The organism is Sphingomonas pseudosanguinis (genome assembly GCF_014196255.1).
Classification (GTDB): domain Bacteria; phylum Pseudomonadota; class Alphaproteobacteria; order Sphingomonadales; family Sphingomonadaceae; genus Sphingomonas; species Sphingomonas pseudosanguinis.
Genome location: NZ_JACIDH010000002.1, coordinates 62,471 through 82,025, shown reverse-complemented (window position 1 = coordinate 82,025; position 19,555 = coordinate 62,471). Strand labels below are relative to the sequence as shown.

Sequence of the window (19,555 nt, the reverse complement as noted above, 5' to 3'; positions counted from 1 at the left end):
TCCACAAGCGGACGGTGTGAGGCGAGGGGGCCCCCCCCCCCCCCCCCCCCACGGGGGGGGGGGGGGGGGGGGGGGGCCCCCCGCTTCCACAAGCGGACGGTGTGAGGCGATGCCCCACCCCAACCCCTCCCCTGAAGGGGAGGGGCTCGCGTTGATTCCAGACAATGTCATCCCGGTCTAGACCGCGTCGACGACGTGACACTCCCACCATCCGTCGGATGTGTGCGAGCGAGATGGGGCCCTGGGCACGACAAAGGTCGCTCTCCACCCCTTACCGGTGAGGAAAAGAAAGATGGTGGACTGATTGTCGATCCGGCCCAAGCTCAAAGACTGACCGTTGCGCGCCATATCCACGCGCTGGCCGGCAAGACGATCCGGTCGTCGACACGATAGTTCGCCAGTATCCCCCGGAGGGCGTCGGCGATACGCATGCGCTCGGTCGCATCGGCCACCGCCATGGCGCGCGCCGCCGGGCCGATGCGGGACAGGAAGGACAGCGCGTCCTCGACCGGATCGTCGCCCTGACCCGCGACATAGTCGAACGCGATGCGCGCCGCCCCTTCGGGGTGCCAGCCGCCGTCCTCCAGCCAGTTTGCCACATGATCGCTGTCGGCAAAGGCGAAGGGGCCCGGCTCATAGCCGTCGACCGGCGGTGGCGTGACGCCGACCGCTTCATCCGCCACCGTCGCGAAGCTGTTGCGGGAGCGATCGTCGAAACAGGAGAAGATCATCTGTGCGTCATCGCCAGCAGCCTGACGCAGCCCGGCAAAGGCGGCGACGGGGTCGGGGAAGAACATGACACCGTGGCGCGAGACGAAGAGGTCAAACGGCCCCTCTGCCCGTGCCACCGCGATCGCATCGCCGCATACGAAACGCGCACCATCCGCCCCGCCCTGTTCCGCCCGCTCCTTGGCCAGGGCGACCAGTTCGGGCGACAGGTCGACCCCGGTCACCTGCAATGCAGGTCGTGCCGCCTGCAACGCCATGCTGGTCGACCCAGCACCGCTGCCGATGTCGAGCGCACGGCCGCTCTCCGGGGCATTGTTGGCGATCACCTGATCCAGATGACGGGCCAGATCGGCGAAGCTCCGTTCCGTCCGCCGCCATTCGGCCGCCCAGACATCGCCGACACGCCCCTGCCAATCCTGCCCGCTGGTCATCGCCCTGTCCCCTTAGCCACCCCGTGGGGCGGCCCATGGAAAAACGGCCCACCGTCGCCGGCGGGCCGCTTTTCGTCAGATGTCGTCCTCGGCATCGGGGCCGGTCATCATTTCCTCGGCCACCTTCTCGGTCCGCTGGCGGATCGCCCGTTCCAGGCGATCGGCCATGTCGGGATTGTCGCGCAGGTAGTTCTTGGCGTTCTCACGCCCCTGCCCGATCCGCACCGAGTCGTAGGAGAACCAGCTGCCCGACTTCTCGACCAGACCGGCCTTGACGCCCAGGTCGAGGATTTCGCCGATCTTCGAGATGCCCTCGCCATACATGATGTCGAATTCGACCTGCTTGAACGGCGGCGCGACCTTGTTCTTCACCACCTTCACACGCGTCGTGTTACCGGTGATGTCCTCGCGATCCTTGATCTGGCCGGTGCGACGGATGTCAAGCCGGACCGAGGCGTAGAATTTCAGCGCGTTGCCACCCGTCGTCGTCTCCGGATTGCCGTACATCACGCCGATCTTCATGCGCAGCTGGTTGATGAAGATCACCATGCAGCGCGAACGGCTGATGGAGCCGGTCAGCTTGCGGAGCGACTGGGACATCAGGCGAGCCTGAAGGCCGACATGGCTGTCGCCCATCTCGCCCTCGATCTCGGCACGCGGCACGAGGGCGGCGACCGAGTCGACCACCAGCACGTCGATCGCGTTCGAGCGGACCAGCGTGTCGGTGATTTCCAGCGCCTGCTCGCCGGTGTCCGGCTGCGACACGATCAGTTCGTCGATATTGACGCCCAGCTTCTTGGCATAGACGGGGTCGAGCGCGTGTTCGGCGTCGACAAAGGCGGCGGTGCCGCCCATCTTCTGCGCCTCGGCGATGACGTGCAGCGCCAGCGTCGTCTTACCCGAGGATTCAGGCCCATAGACCTCGATCACGCGGCCGCGCGGCAAGCCGCCGACGCCCAGCGCGATGTCGAGACCCAGCGAGCCGGTCGAGATCGCCTCGACCTGCATCGTCTCCTTCTGCCCCAGCTTCATCGCCGAGCCCTTGCCGAATGCCCGGTCGATCTGAGCGAGCGCGGCGTCGAGCGCCTTTTGACGGTCTGCGTTTGCGGTTGCCATGCCTGTTTCGATCACTTTCAGATTGGCGGCCATCAGATGCTTCCCTCGCTAGACCAACCTCGTGGTCCGTTCAACGCATCTGCAATGTATGTGTTTTGTTCCATGGGAACAAGATGGGAACAAAGATCAGGTCAAAAAAGTCGCCAGCGTCCACCAGCCCCGATCGCCGGCCGCCCGCGCCGCCGCGTCGCGCGCCGCGACCGATCCGAACACGGCAAAGCAGGTCGCGCCCGATCCCGACATGCGCGACAGCACGACACCCGGCGCCCGGCCAAGCAGATCCAGCACCTGGTCGATCGCCGGGGCCAGCGCACGGGCCGGCGGCTCCAGATCATTGCGCCCCGCCGCCGCCATCGCCCAGACATCACCGTCACCCAGACCACCGCGATCGACACCGTCCCAACGCGAGAACACCGCCGCCGTCGATACGCCCACCCCCGGATTGACGAGCAGCACGGGCCGATCGCCCAATGGTGCCAGCGGCTGCAGGGCATCGCCCTTACCCTGCCCCAACGCCGTCCGGCCGAGCAGACAAGCGGGGACATCTGCCCCCAATTCCGCCGCCAGCGCGAACAGCTCGGGGTGATCGATGGCCACACCGTGCAGCCGGGCCAGTGCGCGCAAGGTCGCCGCCGCATCCGCCGATCCGCCGCCGATGCCCGATGCGACCGGCAGATGCTTGTCGAGCGTGATGGCATGGCCGTCCTCGACCCCAAAGCGTGCGCAAAACCCGCGCGCGGCGCGCATCACCAGATTATCGTCGGTCGCCTCGCCCGCCAGCACGCCCGCGAACGGCCCGGTCAGCGTCAAGTCGGTCGCATCGGCACGTGTGACCGTGACGACATCGCCGTCCCGGCAAAAGGCGAACAGCGTCTCCAGCTCGTGATAGCCGTCGTCGCGGCGGCGGCGGACATGAAGCGCCAGATTGATCTTGGCGGGCGCGGGTTCGACGATAGCGGTCATGGATCGTCCATGCGATGTCGGCCCGTCAGCGGCAAGCGCGATCAGCGGGCGATCTTGACGGCCAGTTCCACCTTAGCGCCCTCGTCCGCCGTCAGCGCGGCGGCACGCCAGGCATAGCGCGCCTCGTAATGCCGCCCCAGCGCCCAGTAGATGTCGCCGAGATGATCGTTGATCTCGCTATTGGCGGGTTCGGCCATCGCGGCCTGTTCGACCAGCGGCAGCGCGCGGCGCACCTGCCCCGCCTTGTAATAGCCCCAGCCAAGCGAGTCGGTGATCGATGCATCCTCGGGCGCCAGCTTGCTCGCGCGTTCCAGCAGGGCAAGCGAGGCCGGAACATCCTGTCCCCGCTCGATCCGGGCATAGCCCAGATAGTTGAGCGCCAGCGGCTCGTCCGGGCCGAGCGCCACGGCCCTGGCGAGTGCGGCATCCGCCTCGTCCTTGCGGCCGGCCTGATCCAGCGCGCCGCCATATTGCAGCCACGCCGCCCAGGGCAGCGCCGGATCGGCTTCGGTGACCTTTTCATACCAGGCAGCCGCGTCGGCGGGTCGGCTGGCGGCGATCAGCTGGTCGGCATAGACCTGCCAATCGTCGACCGTCGCGCGTTTGTCCGTCGCCAGCCCCTTGGCCAGCATCAGCGCCTCACCCTGTCGATCCGCCGCCGCCAGCAGGCCGATACGCACGATCGCGGCACGGTGCGCGAAGGCGCCGCGTGGATCGACATCCTCCAGCGCGGCGATCGCCGCCGTCCACGCCTCGTCCTTCGACAGCGCCTCGGCCAGCACGAGCCGGGCGCGGTCATTATGCGGGTCCGCGATCAGCGCGGTGCGGCCGAGCGCGATGACCAGCGGGCGCGGTCCTTCGCTCACCAGCTCGCCCGCCACGCGCAGCAGCAGACGCGACACGCCGAAGCCGAGGCTCGGCTTGGCCCCCAGCGTCTTGCGAGACGCCCGGACAAGCGGGTCGGTCAAAAGCGCGCGCGCCGTCGCCTCGTCCCCGCGCCCGGCGATCAGCGACGCGGCGGCGATGCGGGTGTCGGCGGGCGGGCGCATCGCCTCGATCAGCAGTCGAGCCGCCTTCCCGTCCAATTGCCGGGCGGACAGCGCGATCAACAGCCGGGTTTCATCCGCCAGCTTGCGCGCCACCGGCTCCTTGCCGGCCCCCGCCAGCGCCGGCTCGACCGGCTGGCGGCGATCCCAGGCGGCCCAGCCGCGCAGGCTTGGCGACAGGATACGCAACGGCCCCTCGTCCAGCCGCGCCACCGCCGCATCGAAGCGCTTGGCATCGCCCTCCCGCGCGGCGACCGCCAGGTCGAGCAACACCACGTCCATCGGGGCGACCTTCTCGGCCTCCAGCACCCGTGCGGCGCGCAGCGCCAGCGTCTCGTTGCCGCTGATCATCGCCTCGCGATAGGCGCGCACGGCGACCGCCGGGTCATCGGGCCAGCCGCCGAGCGCGACCGCGAAATCGTCCGCCGCCGCCTTGGCCCGCCCGTCCGCCGCCGCGACCCGCGCGGCGAGATAGGCCGCCAGCGGCTCGGACGCCGCGACCGCCGGGCCGGCCCAGCCGGCGGCGATCGCGATCATCAGGATCGAAGGGAGAAACGGACGCTTACATATTGGGATAATTGGGTCCTCCGCCGCCTTCCGGCACGACCCAGTTGATGTTCTGGGTCGGGTCCTTGATGTCGCACGTCTTGCAGTGGACGCAGTTTTGGGCGTTGATCACGAACTTCGGATCGCCCTCTTCCACGCCCACCACCTCGTAAACACCGGCGGGACAGTAGCGTTGCGCGGGCTCGTCGAACAAGGGCAGGTTGTGTTCGATCGGCACATCGGCGTTCTTGAGCGTCAGATGGACCGGCTGGTCCTCCTCGTGATTGGTGTTCGACAGGAACACCGAGGACAGCCGGTCGAAGGTCAGCACGCCGTCGGGCTTGGGATAATCGGGCTTCTTCACCTGATCCTTGCGCCACAGGCTTTCGTGATCGGGCTTGTGCTTCATGGTGAAGGGCATCTTCAGCCCGAAATGCTCGGCCCACATGGTCACGCCCGCCAGGCCCGAGCCCAGCGTATCGCCGTACTTCTTGACCAAGGGCACGACGTTGCGAACGGTCGACAGCTCCTTGTAGAGCCAGGACGCGCGGAACGCTTCCGGATAGTCGGTCAGCTCGTCACCCTCGCGGCCCGCCCGGACGGCGGCGAACGCGGCTTCGGCCGCCAGCATCGCCGATTTCATCGCGCCGTGCGTGCCCTTGATGCGCGGCACGTTGAGGAATCCCGCCGAACAGCCGACCAGCACGCCGCCGGGGAAGGTCAGCTTCGGGATCGCCTGAAGCCCGCCGTCATTGATCGCCCGCGCGCCGTAGGAGACTCGCTTGCCGCCTTTCAGCAGTTCGGCGATGACAGGGTGGGTCTTCCACTTCTGCATCTCCTGGAATGGGGAGATATAGGGGTTGGTGTAGTTCAGCCACGTCACGAAGCCGAGCGCGACCTGCCCGCCCGCCTGATGATAGATAAAGCCGCCGCCATTGGCGTCGTCACCCAGCGGCCAGCCCTGGGTGTGGATCACGCGGCCCGGCACATGCTTGGCGGGATCGATGTCCCACAGTTCCTTGATACCGAGGCCGTAAACCTGCGGATCGCTGTCGCGGGCGAGGTCGAACTGGCGGATGATTTCCTTCGACAGATGGCCGCGCACCCCTTCGGCGAAGAAGGTGTATTTGGCGTGGAGTTCGAGGCCCGGCTGATAATCGGGCTTGTGCGTGCCGTCGCGCGCCACGCCCATGTCGCCGGTCGCGACGCCCTTTACCCGGCCATCCTCGTGAAACAGGATCTCGGCCGCCGCGAAACCGGGGAAGATCTCGACCCCCAGTTCCTCAGCCTTGCCCGCCAGCCAGCGGCACAGATTGCCGAGGCTGCCGGTATAGGTGCCCTTGTTGTGCATGAAGGGCGGGGTCAGCGCGTGCGGCAGGTTGCGGTGCTTCGTCGCGCTCAAGATCCAGTGGAGGTTCTCCGTCACCGGCACCTCGGCCAGCGGACAGCCATCCTCGCGCCAGTTCGGCAGCAGCTCGTCGAGCGCGATCGGGTCGATTACCGCGCCCGACAGGATGTGCGCGCCGACTTCCGAGCCCTTTTCCAGCACGCAGACCGCCAGCTCGCCACCCGTCTCCGCCGCCAGCTGTTTCAGCCGGATCGCCGCCGACAGGCCCGCCGGGCCAGCGCCGACGATCACCACGTCATAGGGCATCGATTCGCGTTCGCTCATGGCATCCTCGCTTTTGGTCCGCGCCGCTGCCGTAGCGTCCCGCTGATCGGGCTCGTCCGGGCGCGGACGGAAAACATTCTGTCCTGACAGCCGATCCGACAGATTGACGCGCACGTCAACCTTGCAGCATGGGCTAATGTCATATGGGGGCCATTCCGACGTTCGACACTGCACCGCTCGACAGTGCATTGGCCGCCAGCCTGCTGGATTGGTGGCATGACGCGGGCGTCGACCTGCTGGTCGAGGACGCACCGCGCGACTGGATGGCGGAGCCGGTCCAACCCGTCACCTTCGCGCCGACGCCACTGACCCCCGCCGCGCCTCGAACGGCCGCCCCCGTCATGGCCCCCGCACCGACGCTTTTGCCCGATACGCTGGCGGCGTTTCTGGAATGGCGGCTGTCCGATGCCGCGCCCGAAGCATCATGGGACGGCGTGTCGCTGACCGCGACGGGGCCGGCCGACGCGGCGCTGATGGTGCTGGTCGACTGTCCGGACCGCGACGATGGCGAGGCTGGGCAGATCCTGTCGGGCGCGCCCGGCCGGCTGTTCGACCGGATGCTGGCCGCCATCGGCCAGTCGCGCGATACGGTCCACCTCGCCTCGGTCTGCGCCAGGCGGCCGCTGGCGGGTCGCACGCCCGCCGATCTGGAGACGCGACTTGCCGACATCGCACGCCACCATGTCGGGCTGATCCGTCCGCGCGGGCTGCTCCTGCTGGGCAATGCGGCGAGCCGTGCCGTGCTCGGGACCGAATTAACCAGCGCGCGCGGACATTTACATGCCGTTGACCATAAGAACGGCAAAAGCCAGGCGATCGCCAGCTTCCATCCGCGCTTCCTGATCGAAAAGCCGATGGCGAAGGCGGAAAGCTGGAAGGACTTGCAATTGCTCATAGGGGAATTGGCGAAATGAAGCTGGGGCACGCCGTCATACGCACGCTGTCGATCGGGGCCGTGCTGGCCGCCGGGACAGCGATAGGCGGGGCCGCGATGGCCGATCCGCTCGACGCCGCGACCAGCCGGAGCGCCGCCGCTCTGAAAGCCTCCCCCAGCATCCCCACGCTGCTCGACGCCGACCAGAAGGCCGGCTATGCCCGCGTCTTCGCCGCGATCCGCGACGGCCGCTGGACCGATGCGCAGTTGCAGCTCGACTCGCTCAAGCCCGGCCCGCTTCACGCCATCGCCCGCGCCGAACTCTACACCGCCAAGGGGTCGCCCAAGGTCGATGTCGAGCGGTTGGTTGCGCTGCTCAACGAAGCCCCCGAACTGCCCCAGGCCGAACAGCTGGCGCGGCTCGCCCGTTCGCGCGGCGCACAGGACCTGCCGCCGCTGCCCGAAACCCACACGCTGATCTGGCAGGACGGCGCCCCCCGCCGCACCCGCGCCAAGAGCGTGAAGAGCGACATGATCGCCGCCGACCTGGCGGTGAAGATGCAGCCCTTCGTGAAGGCCGATGATGGAGCTTCGGCGCAGGCGCTGCTCGATTCGACCTCGGGCCTGTCGTCCGATGCGCTGACCGAGTGGCAGCAGCGGGTGGCGTGGATGTATTTCCTGTCGGGCGACGACGCCAATGCCCGCGCGATGGCGACCAAGGCGGCCAATGGCTATGGCGACTGGGCGATCCAAGGCCGCTGGACGATCGGCCTGTCCGCGTGGCGGCAAAATGACTGCCAGACCGCACAGACCGCGTTCGAGGGCACGGCGGCGCGCGCCACCGACATCGACCTGCGCGCGGCGGCGCTCTATTGGGCATCCCGCGCCGACATGGTGTGCGGCCGTCCCGACCGGATTGAGGGCCGCCTGCGCACCGCCGCGCAGTATCGCGAGAGCTTTTATGGCCAGCTTGCCCGACAAGCGCTGGGCATGCAGGGCGAGCGCGAGCCGCGCGGGCAGCTGGTCGCGACCGACTGGGCCGCGCTCGATCGTCGTCCCAACATCCTGGTCGCCGCCGCGCTGGCCGAGATCGGCGAGACCGATCTGGCCGATCAGGTCATCCGCCAGCAGGCACGGATCGGCCAGCCCACCGAATTCCGCAGCCTCGTTCGCCTCGCCGAATCGTTCGATCTGCCCGCCACCACCGTCTGGCTGGCGCACAACTGCCCGGCGGGTGTCACCGCCACCGCCGAGGCACGCTATCCGACGCCCAGCTGGACGCCCGACAGCGGCTGGCGCGTCGAAAAGGCGCTGGTCTATGCGCATACGCTGCAGGAAAGCGGCTTTCGCAACAAGGTGGTCAGCCCGGCGGGCGCCTATGGCCTGATGCAGATCATGCCCGCCGCCGCGACCGATTTCGCGCGCGAACGCGGCGTGTCGATCGACCGCTCGGCGCTGACCAAGCCGTCGACCAACATGGACATCGGCCAGCGCCATCTGGAGCGGCTGCGCGACATGACCGGCGTCACCGGCGGCCTGCTGCCCAAGGTGATCGCCGCCTATAATGCCGGGCCCAAGCCGGTCGGCGAGTGGAACAGCCTGGTCCGCGACGGCGGCGACCCGCTGCTCTATATCGAGAGCATCCCCTATTGGGAGACGCGCGGATACGTCACCATGGTCCTGCGCAACTACTGGATGTACGAGGGGCAGACCGGCAAGGCCAAGTCGCCCAGCCGCGCGGCGCTGGCGCAGGGCATGTGGCCGCGCTTCCCCGGCCTGCCCGGCGCATCGGCGGTGCGGCTGCAACGCCCGAACGTCGCGCAGGCCAGCGTCGCGCCGAAGACGACGATCGCGCTGAACGCGACCGTCAGTCCACAGTCGAATACCGCGCTTCCCCAGGCGAATTGATCGGGTTCGGGGGATTCCCTTGGCCTTCGACTGCGCTCAGGCTGAACGGGGGTTGGACTTTAGGGCTAGTCCAGACATCCGTTCACGCTGAGCGAAGTCGAAGCGCACGCTCCGCGCTCCGTTCAGCCTGAGCGCAGTCGAAGGCCACGCCCCACCACCAGCCAAGCCGCCCCCGAAACCCGCGCAGAGACGTTCACCTCGCCATGCCCATCGACACCACCCGCCGCTTCACCCCCGTCCGCATCGCGGTCTTGACCGTCTCCGACACTCGCTCGCTGGCGGAGGACCGCTCGGGCGACACGCTGGTCGGGCTGCTGACCGATGCCGGGCACGAACTGGCCGACCGCACCATCCTGCGCGATGACGCCGACCAGATCGTCGCGCAGCTCAACCATTGGATCGACGACGCCAGCATCGACTGCATCCTGACCACCGGCGGGACCGGCGTCACCGGCCGCGACGTGACCCCCGAGGCGGTCGAGCGGATCGCGACCAAGATGATCCCCGGCTTTGGCGAACTCTTCCGCTGGCTGAGCTTCCAGACTATCGGCACCTCGACCATCCAGTCGCGTGCCTGCGCCTGCGTCGCGCGTGGCACCTATATCTTCGCGCTGCCCGGCTCGACCGGCGCGGTCAAGGATGCGTGGAACGGCATCTTGCGCGACCAGCTCGACAGCCGCCATCGCCCCTGCAACTTCGTCGAGCTGATGCCGCGCCTGTTGGAGCGCTGACTCAATCGGGCTGCATCGCGGCCAGTTCGTGGCCGTCGACATCGCGGAAGTGGAAGCGCCGCCCGCCGGGAAAGGCGAAGATCGGTACGCAGACGGTGCCGCCCGCCGCCTCGACCGCCGCCAGCGTCGCCTCCAGATCATCGACCCGGATCACCGGCAGCATCGCCCTGACCTTGTCGGCTGCGGCGTCCAGCCCGACATCGGTATCGCCGCTCATCGTCGCGGCATAGTCCGGCCCGAAATCGGTGAAGGTCCAGCCGAACGCCTCGGCATAGAAGAGCTTCGCCGCCGCCCGGTCGCCCACCGGCAGTTCGAGATAGTCGAGACGTGCCATGATCGACTCCATCGTTCTTGCTATGTTCTGATCATAATCCTACTCTGCGACCATGGGCAAGGGCGATACGGCGAAGCGGACACAGCGGGGCGCAACAATCAACGCAACCAGCCGACGCTTCGCCTTGCCGCAAGCGATGGCGGACGGCGATTGGCTCGACATGCAGGGGCTGGTCGACGGCGCGCCGCCGCCGGTGAAGACCAGCGTCACCGTCGAAAATCCCCGGACGATTCTCAGCCGCAATAGCTCGCCCGACGTGCCGTTCGACCGCTCGATCAATCCCTATCGCGGCTGCGAGCATGGCTGCATCTATTGCTTCGCACGGCCGACTCATGCCTATCACGACCTGTCACCGGGGCTGGACTTCGAGAGCCGGTTGTTCGCCAAGCCCAATGCCGCCGAACTGCTGCGCGCCGAGCTGGCCAAGCCGGGCTACCGCGTCGCACCGATCGCGCTGGGGACCAATACCGATCCCTATCAGCCGATCGAGGGCGAATGGCGGATCACGCGCGCGGTCCTGGACGTGCTGGCGGAAACCAACCATCCGCTGGCGATCACCACCAAATCCGACCGTGTCGTCCGCGATATCGACATCCTCGCGCCGATGGCGGCGAAGGGGCTGGCGACCGTCTGTCTCTCGGTCACCTCGCTCGACCCCAAGGTCGCGCGGACGATCGAGCCCCGCGCACCGACGCCCGAGCGGCGGCTGGCGGCGGTGGCCAAACTGGCGGCGGCGGGCATACCGACCTATGTCTCGATCGCACCGGTCATCCCGGCGATCACCGATCACGAGATCGAGCATCTGATCGCGCGCATCGCCGAAGCGGGCGCGCGCCACGCCTTCTTCATCCCCGTCCGCCTGCCGCATGAAGTCGCGCCGCTGTTCCGCGCCTGGCTCGACACGCATTTTCCGGATCGCGCGGGCAAGGTGATGGCGATCATCCGGTCGTTGCGCGGCGGGCGCGACAACGACCCCGATTTCTTCACCCGGATGAAGGGGCAAGGGCCGTGGGCAGAGCTGCTGCGAGTCCGGTTTCACCGCGCCTGTCGTCTGCACGGGCTGAACCTCGATCGGCCTCAGCTCGATAACACCCGTTTCCGCCCGCCCAAAGGCCCGCAAGGTGAGCTGTTCTGAGGATCGTCCCGCTTCGCCAAAGCGTTATGCCATCGAAGGAGAGAAAAGATGATCACCGATCCCGAACAGACCAGCCCGGAAAACCTGCCCAACGAAGACGAGGCCGACAGCTCGGGCGGCGGCTATGGCAATCATGGCGAAGCCGGTGATGCGGAGCAGGATCGCCGCGAAGTCGGCGGTTGACACGAGACTCGTATCCACGAGACTGCAAATCTGGTTTCGCGCCAGGAGTTGGTCGCGTTTTGAGAGCATATTCCTCCCCTGTAACGGGGGAAGACCATGCGCAGCATGGTGGAGGGGTGTGAATTCTCGATGGCGGAACACCCCTCCGTCAGGCCTGACGGCCTGCCACCTCCCCTTAAAGGGGAGGAATGAGGAGGTGGCCGGTCGCCACCCTCAACCTACTGAGACTTGCGTCACTTACCCCACCAGCGCCAGCCGCGCCTCGGACGATTTCATCGCCACCCCCGTCACGCCCGGCAAATCCTCGATATGGCTGGCCAGTTCGGCGTCCAGCAGGAAATTGCGCCCGAGCATCAGCAGCGTATCGCCCTCCGGCCCCGTGATCCGCGCGCGCACCTCACCCCGGCCGTTGCGCAGCGGGTCGAGCATCGCATGCAGCGCCTTGAACGCCGCCTTGTCCGCCACCGTGACCTCGACCACGAACTTGGCCGTACTGGCGAGGCCATCGAAGGGCTGGACCCGCTTGATGCTGACGCGCGGTGCCTCCTCGCCCGGCCGGCGATCGAGTTCGACGGTGACCAGCGCGCAGTCGCCTTCCTTGGCCGCCTTTTCCAGATCGCCCGCGACCGAATCGTCGAAACAGGTCGCCAGGAACTGCCCCGTCGCATCGGACAGCTGCGCCATCATATAGCGTTTGCCGCGCGCCGAGGTCCGCCAGCGCGCATCCTCGACCAGCACGGCCATCGTCGCGCCGATCCGTGCGCCGTCATCGGGAATGATCAGCTCGGTCAGCGAGGTATAGGTCCGCGCGCCATGCATCTTGGCGATATGCGCGTGGCGATCGACCGGATGCGCCGAAAAATAGAAGCCGAACGCCTCCTTCTCCTGCTCCATCCGTTGCGACAGGCTCCAGCGGGTGCCGGTCGGCAGCTTGATCGCGTCACCCGCCACCTCGGTTTCGCCGAACAGCCCGCCCTGCCCGCTCGTCCGCCCCTCATGGGTGCGCGCGGCGATGGCGAGGATCGTCTCGGCAACCGCATGGACGCCCGCGCGGTTGGGCGTGATCCCATCGAACGCGCCCGCCGACGCCAGCGTTTCCAGCTGGCGCTTGTTCATCAGGCGCGGATCGACCCGCTTGGCCAGCGCATCGAGCGTGTCGAACGGGCCACCGGCATTGCGCTCGACGACCAGCCTTTCCATCGCGCCTTCGCCGACCGACTTCAGTGCGCCGAGCGCATAGCGGACGCCCAAACCCTCCTCATGCGGCTCGACATCGAACTCGGCCTGGCTGGCATTGATGCAGGGGGGCAGCATCGTCACGCCCATGCGCCGGGCGTCGTCGACGAAGATCGCCAGCTTGTCGGTCAGCGCCATGTCATAGCACATCGAGGCGGCATAGAATTCGTGCGGGTGATGCGCCTTCAGCCACGCGGTCTGATAGGCGAGCAGCGCGTAAGCCGCCGCGTGGCTCTTGTTGAAGCCGTACCCTGCGAACTTGTCGATCAAGTCGAACAGCTCATTGGCCTTTTGCGCGGGGATGCCGTTCACCTCCTGGCATCCCTTGACGAAGATGGCGCGCTGTGCGTCCATCTCCGCCTTGACCTTCTTGCCCATCGCGCGACGCAACAGGTCGGCGCCGCCCAGCGAATAGCCCGCCAATATCTGGGCGGCCTGCATCACCTGTTCCTGATAGACGAAGATGCCGTACGTCTCGGACAGGATCTGTTCGAGCAACGGGTGCGGGTAGATGATCTCCTCGGTGCCCTGCTTGCGGCGGCCGAAGCTGGGGATATTGTCCATCGGACCCGGTCGGTAGAGCGACACGAGCGCGATGATGTCGCCGAAGTTCGACGGGCGGACGGCGGACAGGGTGCGCCGCATGCCTTCCGATTCCAGCTGGAACACACCGACCGTGTCGCCCTTCTGGAGCAGGGCATAGGTCGCCTCGTCGTCCCATGCGAGCGCACCGAGATCGATCTCGACCCCGCGCTTGGCGAGCAGCTGCACCGCCTTTTGCAGCACCGACAGGGTCTTGAGGCCGAGAAAGTCGAACTTGACCAGCCCCGCGCCCTCGACGAACTTCATGTCGAACTGCGTGACCGGCATGTCCGAGCGCGGATCGCGATAGAGCGGCACCAGCTGCGCCAGCGGCCGGTCGCCGATCACCACACCGGCGGCGTGGGTCGAGGAGTGGCGCGGCAGGCCCTCCAGCTTGGTGGCTAGGTCGAGCAGGCGGCGGACCTGATTGTCGTTGGCGTACTCCTTGGCCAACTCGGGCACGCCGTTCAGTGCGCGTTTGAGATCCCAGGGGTCGGTCGGGTGGTTGGGCACCAGCTTGGCAAGCCGGTCGACCTGGCCATAGCTCATCTGGAGCACGCGGCCGGTATCCTTGAGCACCGCGCGCGCCTTCAGCTTACCGAAGGTGATGATCTGCGCGACCTGATCGCGGCCGTACTTCTCCTGGACATAGCGGATGACCTCGCCACGCCGGGTTTCGCAAAAGTCGATGTCGAAGTCGGGCATCGACACGCGTTCCGGGTTCAGGAAGCGCTCGAACAGGAGGCCGAGCTTCAACGGATCGAGATCGGTGATGGTCAGCGCCCAGGCGACGACCGAGCCCGCGCCCGAACCACGACCCGGCCCCACGGGGATGTCGTGGTCCTTAGCCCATTTGATGAAGTCGGCGACGATCAGGAAGTAGCCGGGGAAGCCCATCTGGATGATGATGTCGACCTCAAACTTCAACCGTTCGTGATAGGCCTCGCGCCAGCCGGGTTCGCCTTCGCCCTCCAACTCGGCGATACGGTCGAGTCGGGCCTCCAGACCGGCGGTCGCGTCGCGACGGAGCATCGCCGCCTCGCCCTCTCGGTCGCCCGCCAGGCTGGGGAGGATCGGCTTGCGCCACGGGGCCATTACCGCGCAGCGCCGTGCGACGACGAGCGTGTTCTCGATCGCTTCGGGAAGATCGGCGAAGAGCTGCTTCATCGTCTCGGCGGGCTTCAGCCATGCCTCGGGGCAGCTCTTCGGGCGGTCGTCCATTTCGACATAGGTCGAATTGGCGATGCACAGCATGGCGTCATGCGCGTCGCGGAAGCCGCTATCGGCGAAGCAGCAGGGATTGGTCGCGACCAACGGCAGGTCGCGTTCATAGGCGAGATCGATCAAATCCTGCTCGGCCGCCATCTCGATCGCGTCGTCACGGCGGGCGAGCTCGACATAGAGCCGGTCGCCGAAGATCGTCTGGAGTCGGTCGGCATAGGCCTTGGCGCGGTCCGGCTGGCCTTCCGCAAACAGGCGCGCGATGCCGCCCTCGCCACCCGCGGTCAGCGCGATCAGGCCGGTGCTGAACTTTTCCAGCACGTCGAACCCGACATGCGCGGCCAGTTCGATCGGCCGCTCCAGATGCGCCGCCGATACCAGCGCGCACAGATTGTCGTAGCCGGTCATATCCTGCGCATAGAGCGCAACCCAGTCGACGACCGCGCCGACATTCTCGGGCATGTCGGGCCGCGCAATGCCCAGCATCGTGCCGATGATGGGCTGCACCCCCGCCTTCTTCGCGGCGTCCGAAAAGGCCATCGCGGCATAGAGGCCGTTGCGGTCGGTCAGGCCGGCGGCGGGAAAGGCGTTGGCCTTGGCCTGCGCCGCAATCGCCTTGGGATCGATCGCGCCGTCGAGCATCGTGAAGGAGGAAAAGATGCGAAGCGGCACATATCCGGAATGCATCGCCCACCCCTACCCGCTCGCGCGTGATTCGACCAGTGCGGAACCCGCCCTCCACCGATCCGTTACGGTGACAGAAGGACTTGATCCAGATTGGGGCGAGAGACGATGACCGACACCGACCGTTCCTTTGCCACCGCGCTGCGGCCCGGTGCGGGCTGGGGCTGGATACTGGCCTATGGCGTCCTGTCGGCGCTGCTCGGCCTTGCCGCGTTCGTGTTTCCCGTGCCCGCCACGCTGGCCGCGACCTTGGTCGTGGGGGCGTTCCTGATCGCCTCCGGCCTCGTGTCGGTGGGGGCCGGGATTTTCGGCAAGGGGCATGAAGGGCGCGGCTATGCGATCGGCTTTGGTCTGGTCACGCTGATCATCGGTCTGATCATGGCGTTCGAGCCGGCGACGGGCGCGATCTCGATCACCATTCTGGTCGCGGTATGGCTGGGGCTGCGCGGCGCGCTGGAGATCGGTCTGGGCGCGAAGATGCGGCGGCGACGCGGGTGGATGATCGCGATGGGGGTGCTGAACATCATCCTGGCGCTGTTTGTGCTGGCCACCCTGCCGTGGAGCGCGATGACGCTGCCGGGCTATATCGTCGGGATCAGCTTCCTGTTCGGCGGCATCACGGCGATCGCGTCGGCGCTGGATCATAAAAAGGGTGCGAGCGCGTTTTCGATGTGAGGGTGGTCCTTGGCCTTCGACTTCGCTCAGGCTGAACGGAGGTTGGGCATAAATCCCGTGCCCCGTTCACGCTGAGCGCAGTCGAAGCGCACGCCGGCACATCCGCCGAGAATACCGACTTTCTCTCGCCCTTCGAATGAATGGAAGCGGGCCTTAAAGCAGCCCCTCGATGTCGTTGACCAAATCCTCCGGCTTGGTCGTGGGGGCATAGCGATCTACCACCTTGCCATCGCGATCGACCAGGAATTTGGTGAAATTCCACTTGATCGCCTTGGTGCCCAACAGGCCCGGCGCTTGCGCCTTTAACCATTGGAACAGCGGATCGGCATCGTCGCCATTGACGTCGATCTTCGCCATCACCGGGAAGCTGACATCATAGGTCAGCGAGCAGAAATTCGCGATCTCCGCCGCATCGCCCGGCTCCTGCGCGCCGAACTGGTTGCAGGGGAAACCCAGCACGGTCAGCCCCCGCCCTTCATAACGACGATGAAGCGCTTCCAGCCCCTCATATTGCGGGGTGAAACCACATTTCGACGCGGTATTGACGATCAGCAGCACCCGCCCCGCAAAGGTCGACATGTCGACGGCCGCGCCATCCGCCGCCTTGACGGTGAAATCTGCGATACCGCTCATGCGTGCTTCCCCAGCAGATAATCGAGATTGGCGCGCACGCCCGGCCATTCGCGGTCGATGATCGAATAGACGACGCTGTCACGGATGCGCCCATCGGCCATCACCTGATGCCCGCGCAGCACGCCGTCCTTCCTCGCGCCCAGCCGCTCGATCGCCGTCTGGCTGCGCTTGTTGAGCGCATCGGTGCGGATCTGGATCACCTGACACTCCATCACCTCGAAGGCGTGGGCGAGCAGCATCCGCTTCGCCTCGGTATTGACGCCGGTCCGCTGCACGCGCGTGGCGTAGAAGGTGCCGCCGATCTCTAGCCGGCGATGCTGCGGCGACATCCGCATATAGCGTGTCGTGCCGACGATCTCGCCCGCCGGCGTCTCGACCGTGAAGAGTAGCGCGCGGCCCACGTCGCGTTCCTGGAGCGCCGCCGCCAGCCAGCGCTCGGGCGTCTTCATCATCGAGACATTGGCGTAGAAGATGTTCCAGAGATCGCCCTCGCGCGCCACCTCGACCAGCGACGGCAGGTCGCCCTCGACGAACGGGCGCAGACGGACATGGCGACACGTCAGGGTCGGCGTCTCCGTCCAGGCGCTCACTGCAACCGCCCCTCGTGCAGCCGGACCACACGGTCCATCTTCAGCGCCAGCCGCTCGTTATGCGTCGCGATCAGCGCCGCCGAGCCTTCGCCGCGCACCAGCCGCAGGAACTCGGCCAGCACCACCTCGGAGGTATGCTCGTCCAGATTGCCGGTCGGCTCGTCCGCCAGCACCAAAGGCGGCTGGTTCGCGAGCGCGCGCGCCACCGCGACACGCTGCTGTTCGCCGCCCGACAACTGGCTGGGGCGATGGGTCAGGCGATGGCCGAGACCCAATGCGGTCAGCAGGCCCTTGGCGCGCGTCTCGGCGGCGACGGGCATCTTGCCCTGTACGAGCTGCGGCAACACGACATTCTCGGTCGCGTTAAAGTCGGGCAGCAAATGGTGAAACTGATAGACGAAGCCCAGATAGTCGCGCCGCGCCACGGTGCGACCATGCGCGTCGAGCTTCGACACCTCCTCGCCCGCGATGCGGATCGATCCCGAAAAGCCGCCCTCCAACAGGCCGACGGCCTGCAGCAGCGTCGACTTGCCCGAGCCGGAGGGACCGAGAAGCGCCACGATCTCGCCCGGCGCGATCGCCAGCTCGACGCCGCGCAGTACCTCGATCGTCTGGCCGCCCTGGGTGAAGCTGCGCGACAGGCCCACCGTCTCCAGCACCGGCTCGGCGGCGCGCCGCGCGATGGCGCCGCCCATGCGGATGATCGGATCATTCATAGCGCAGCACCTGAACCGGGTCCGTGCTCGCCGCCTTCCAGGCGGGGTAGAGCGTGGCGAGGAAGGAGAAGACCAGCGCCATCGCCGCGATGACGACGATCTCGACGGGGTCGGGCTTGGAGGGCAGCTCGGTCAGATAGCGGATCGACGGGTCCCAGAGATTCTGGCCTGTGACGAACTGGACGAAATTCACCACCGCCTGGCGGTAGAACAGGAACACCGCGCCCAGCACCAATCCCGCGACCATGCCGAGCGCGCCGATGGTCGTGCCCACCGTCATGAAGATACGCATCAACCCACCGCGCGTCGCGCCCATGGTGCGCAGGATGGCGATGTCGCGCGTCTTGGCACGGACCAGCATGATCAGCGAGGACAGGATGTTGAACACCGCGACCAGGATGATGATCGACAGCACGGTAAACATCGCCACCCGCTCGACCGCGAGCGCCTCGAACAATTGCGCGTTCATCGTCCGCCAGTCGGCGATCACTGCGCGCCCGCCCAGCTTGTCGGCGAGCGGCGCCAGGATCTGCCCGACCCGGTCGGCGTCGGTCGTCTGTATCTCGACCATGCCGACCGTGTCGCCCATCAGGAGCAGCGTCTGCGCATCCTCGATCGGCATGATGACATAGGCCTTGTCATAGTCGTACACCCCGATCTCGAAGATCGCGCCGACCGTATAGCTGACGATGCGCGGCACCGTACCGAAGGGCGTCGTCTGCCCCTGCGGACTGATCAGCGAAATCTCCGAGCCGACACTCGCGCCCAGCGCCTCGGCCAGGCGGCTGCCGATCGCGATCCGGCCGCTGCCGGGCGTCACGCTCATCAGGCTGCCCATGATGACCTTGGAGCGGATCGCCGAGTTGCCGCGCATGTCGCCGACGCGCATGCCGCGCACCAGCACTGCCTCGACCCGGCCATTATAGCTGGACATCAGCGGCTGCTCGATCATCGGCACCGCGCTGGTGACGCCCGGCGTCGCCTTGGCCTCGCGCACGATGTCGCGCCAGTCGGGCAGGCGACCGCCCGCCCCCTGCACCACCGCATGGCCGTTCAACCCGACGATCTTGTCGAAGAGCTCGGCGCGGAAGCCATTCATCACGCTCATGACGATGACGAGCGCGGCGACGCCCAGCATGACCGCGACCAGACTGATCGACGCGACGAGGAAGATGAACGCTTCCCCCTTGCCCGGCAGCAGATAGCGCCGGGCGATCATCCGTTCATAGCGAGACAGGATCATGCAAGTCCGATCGATCCATGGGAAACCTAAAGCAAAAGCGGCTGTAGGGGCGGCTCCCCATGCTGGCAATGCCACCCCCTTGTCGCAGAGCCAAACCGGCCAAGCCCCCGATTGTTGCAGGCCGGACACACTTCGACTTCAATCGTAGCAGCGATGCCGCAAGGGGATGGCAAAAGCCGCAGCGCTGACGTACCACAATCTCACTGAGACACAGGCAGCAACGGCCGTGGTTCGGGGATTGCTCCAACGCTCACCCAACGAGGTTGATGCGGGAGCGGGAAAAGGGGGCTGACGAGCGATCGTCACG

17 protein-coding genes are annotated in these 19,555 nt (G+C 66.9%); 6 read left to right on the top strand and 11 right to left on the bottom strand.

From position 1 onward, the window contains the following. Positions 1-323 precede the first annotated feature (323 nt). The 5 genes from GGR48_RS04530 to GGR48_RS04510 all read right to left on the bottom strand — a co-directional run bounded on the left by GGR48_RS04530 (position 324) and on the right by GGR48_RS04510 (position 6,503). Positions 324-1,160 carry a class I SAM-dependent methyltransferase gene (locus tag GGR48_RS04530; protein ID WP_183950709.1) on the bottom strand — a complete coding sequence of 279 codons (837 nt, stop codon included), beginning with the start codon at positions 1,158-1,160 and terminating at the stop codon, positions 324-326. A gap of 75 nt (positions 1,161-1,235) precedes the next feature. Beyond that, positions 1,236-2,309 (bottom strand): recombinase RecA, encoded by a 1,074-nt coding sequence (gene recA, locus GGR48_RS04525; protein WP_058716777.1) that lies wholly within the window; start codon positions 2,307-2,309, stop codon positions 1,236-1,238. 93 nt (positions 2,310-2,402) lie between these two features. Then, a complete protein-coding gene (locus GGR48_RS04520) occupies positions 2,403-3,239 on the bottom strand; it encodes a 4-(cytidine 5'-diphospho)-2-C-methyl-D-erythritol kinase (protein WP_183950708.1) in 837 nt (278 codons plus the stop codon). Positions 3,240-3,280: 41 nt separating this feature from the next. Then, the gene (locus GGR48_RS04515) at positions 3,281-4,822 is read right to left on the bottom strand and encodes a tetratricopeptide repeat protein (protein WP_183950707.1); all 1,542 of its coding nucleotides are present in this window, start codon (positions 4,820-4,822) and stop codon (positions 3,281-3,283) included. Positions 4,823-4,847: 25 nt separating this feature from the next. Then, the gene (locus GGR48_RS04510) at positions 4,848-6,503 is read right to left on the bottom strand and encodes an electron transfer flavoprotein-ubiquinone oxidoreductase (protein ID WP_183950706.1); all 1,656 of its coding nucleotides are present in this window, start codon (positions 6,501-6,503) and stop codon (positions 4,848-4,850) included. 143 nt (positions 6,504-6,646) lie between these two features. On the opposite strand from GGR48_RS04510, the gene GGR48_RS04505 reads away from it, so the two are divergent. The 3 genes from GGR48_RS04505 to moaB all read left to right on the top strand — a co-directional run bounded on the left by GGR48_RS04505 (position 6,647) and on the right by moaB (position 10,016). Further along, the gene (locus GGR48_RS04505) at positions 6,647-7,417 is read left to right on the top strand and encodes a uracil-DNA glycosylase (RefSeq protein WP_183950705.1); all 771 of its coding nucleotides are present in this window, start codon (positions 6,647-6,649) and stop codon (positions 7,415-7,417) included. Next, positions 7,414-9,285 (top strand): lytic transglycosylase domain-containing protein, encoded by a 1,872-nt coding sequence (locus GGR48_RS04500; RefSeq protein WP_183950704.1) that lies wholly within the window; start codon positions 7,414-7,416, stop codon positions 9,283-9,285. The genes GGR48_RS04505 and GGR48_RS04500 overlap by 4 nt, the downstream gene beginning before the upstream one ends. A gap of 203 nt (positions 9,286-9,488) precedes the next feature. Beyond that, positions 9,489-10,016 (top strand): molybdenum cofactor biosynthesis protein B, encoded by a 528-nt coding sequence (gene moaB / locus GGR48_RS04495; RefSeq protein WP_183950703.1) that lies wholly within the window; start codon positions 9,489-9,491, stop codon positions 10,014-10,016. Between the two features lies 1 nt (position 10,017). Here the strand turns inward: moaB and GGR48_RS04490 are convergent, their stop codons facing one another. Further along, on the bottom strand, positions 10,018-10,350 hold the full coding sequence (locus tag GGR48_RS04490) for a VOC family protein (RefSeq protein WP_183950702.1): 333 nt from the start codon (positions 10,348-10,350) through the stop codon (positions 10,018-10,020). Positions 10,351-10,402: 52 nt separating this feature from the next. Here GGR48_RS04490 and GGR48_RS04485 point away from each other — a divergent pair, with 52 nt between their 5' ends. Next, positions 10,403-11,485, top strand: a complete 1,083-nt coding sequence (locus GGR48_RS04485) for a PA0069 family radical SAM protein (protein ID WP_183950701.1) — start codon at positions 10,403-10,405, stop codon at positions 11,483-11,485. A gap of 48 nt (positions 11,486-11,533) precedes the next feature. Then, positions 11,534-11,668, top strand: a complete 135-nt coding sequence (locus tag GGR48_RS18280; RefSeq protein WP_276207996.1) for a hypothetical protein — start codon at positions 11,534-11,536, stop codon at positions 11,666-11,668. Positions 11,669-11,905: 237 nt separating this feature from the next. Here the strand turns inward: GGR48_RS18280 and dnaE are convergent, their stop codons facing one another. After that, the gene (gene dnaE, locus GGR48_RS04480; RefSeq protein ID WP_183950700.1) at positions 11,906-15,394 is read right to left on the bottom strand and encodes a DNA polymerase III subunit alpha; all 3,489 of its coding nucleotides are present in this window, start codon (positions 15,392-15,394) and stop codon (positions 11,906-11,908) included. Between the two features lie 105 nt (positions 15,395-15,499). Here dnaE and GGR48_RS04475 point away from each other — a divergent pair, with 105 nt between their 5' ends. Continuing rightward, positions 15,500-16,066 carry an HdeD family acid-resistance protein gene (locus tag GGR48_RS04475; protein WP_183950699.1) on the top strand — a complete coding sequence of 189 codons (567 nt, stop codon included), beginning with the start codon at positions 15,500-15,502 and terminating at the stop codon, positions 16,064-16,066. 153 nt (positions 16,067-16,219) lie between these two features. Here the strand turns inward: GGR48_RS04475 and GGR48_RS04470 are convergent, their stop codons facing one another. From GGR48_RS04470 to GGR48_RS04455, 4 genes are read right to left on the bottom strand one after another with little or no spacing between them, the layout of a single operon-like run. Further along, positions 16,220-16,699, bottom strand: a complete 480-nt coding sequence (locus GGR48_RS04470; RefSeq protein WP_183950698.1) for a glutathione peroxidase — start codon at positions 16,697-16,699, stop codon at positions 16,220-16,222. Continuing rightward, on the bottom strand, positions 16,696-17,289 hold the full coding sequence (locus tag GGR48_RS04465; RefSeq protein ID WP_183950697.1) for a GNAT family N-acetyltransferase: 594 nt from the start codon (positions 17,287-17,289) through the stop codon (positions 16,696-16,698). The genes GGR48_RS04470 and GGR48_RS04465 overlap by 4 nt, the downstream gene beginning before the upstream one ends. Then, complete coding sequence (locus tag GGR48_RS04460; protein ID WP_183950963.1) at positions 17,286-17,984, bottom strand: ABC transporter ATP-binding protein; 699 nt, start codon at positions 17,982-17,984, stop codon at positions 17,286-17,288. The genes GGR48_RS04465 and GGR48_RS04460 overlap by 4 nt, the downstream gene beginning before the upstream one ends. A 13-nt stretch (positions 17,985-17,997) precedes the next feature. Then, complete coding sequence (locus GGR48_RS04455; protein ID WP_183950696.1) at positions 17,998-19,248, bottom strand: lipoprotein-releasing ABC transporter permease subunit; 1,251 nt, start codon at positions 19,246-19,248, stop codon at positions 17,998-18,000. Positions 19,249-19,555 lie beyond the last annotated feature (307 nt).

Excerpts from the sequence above, each read along its gene's own strand:
- GGR48_RS04460 (WP_183950963.1), bottom strand. The coding sequence starts at position 17,984 with ATGGGCGGCGCCATCGCGCGGCGCGCCGCCGAGCCGGTGCTGGAGACG.
- GGR48_RS04505 (WP_183950705.1), top strand. The coding sequence starts at position 6,647 with ATGGGGGCCATTCCGACGTTCGACACTGCACCGCTCGACAGTGCATTG.
- GGR48_RS04510 (WP_183950706.1), bottom strand. The coding sequence starts at position 6,503 with ATGAGCGAACGCGAATCGATGCCCTATGACGTGGTGATCGTCGGCGCT.
- GGR48_RS04490 (WP_183950702.1), bottom strand. The coding sequence starts at position 10,350 with ATGGCACGTCTCGACTATCTCGAACTGCCGGTGGGCGACCGGGCGGCG.
- recA (WP_058716777.1), bottom strand. The coding sequence starts at position 2,309 with ATGGCCGCCAATCTGAAAGTGATCGAAACAGGCATGGCAACCGCAAAC.
- GGR48_RS04520 (WP_183950708.1), bottom strand. The coding sequence starts at position 3,239 with ATGACCGCTATCGTCGAACCCGCGCCCGCCAAGATCAATCTGGCGCTT.
- moaB (WP_183950703.1), top strand. The coding sequence starts at position 9,489 with ATGCCCATCGACACCACCCGCCGCTTCACCCCCGTCCGCATCGCGGTC.
- GGR48_RS04455 (WP_183950696.1), bottom strand. The coding sequence starts at position 19,248 with ATGATCCTGTCTCGCTATGAACGGATGATCGCCCGGCGCTATCTGCTG.
- GGR48_RS18280 (WP_276207996.1), top strand. The coding sequence starts at position 11,534 with ATGATCACCGATCCCGAACAGACCAGCCCGGAAAACCTGCCCAACGAA.
- dnaE (WP_183950700.1), bottom strand. The coding sequence starts at position 15,394 with ATGCATTCCGGATATGTGCCGCTTCGCATCTTTTCCTCCTTCACGATG.
- GGR48_RS04500 (WP_183950704.1), top strand. The coding sequence starts at position 7,414 with ATGAAGCTGGGGCACGCCGTCATACGCACGCTGTCGATCGGGGCCGTG.
- GGR48_RS04475 (WP_183950699.1), top strand. The coding sequence starts at position 15,500 with ATGACCGACACCGACCGTTCCTTTGCCACCGCGCTGCGGCCCGGTGCG.
- GGR48_RS04530 (WP_183950709.1), bottom strand. The coding sequence starts at position 1,160 with ATGACCAGCGGGCAGGATTGGCAGGGGCGTGTCGGCGATGTCTGGGCG.
- GGR48_RS04515 (WP_183950707.1), bottom strand. The coding sequence starts at position 4,822 with ATGATCGCGATCGCCGCCGGCTGGGCCGGCCCGGCGGTCGCGGCGTCC.
- GGR48_RS04470 (WP_183950698.1), bottom strand. The coding sequence starts at position 16,699 with ATGAGCGGTATCGCAGATTTCACCGTCAAGGCGGCGGATGGCGCGGCC.
- GGR48_RS04485 (WP_183950701.1), top strand. The coding sequence starts at position 10,403 with ATGGGCAAGGGCGATACGGCGAAGCGGACACAGCGGGGCGCAACAATC.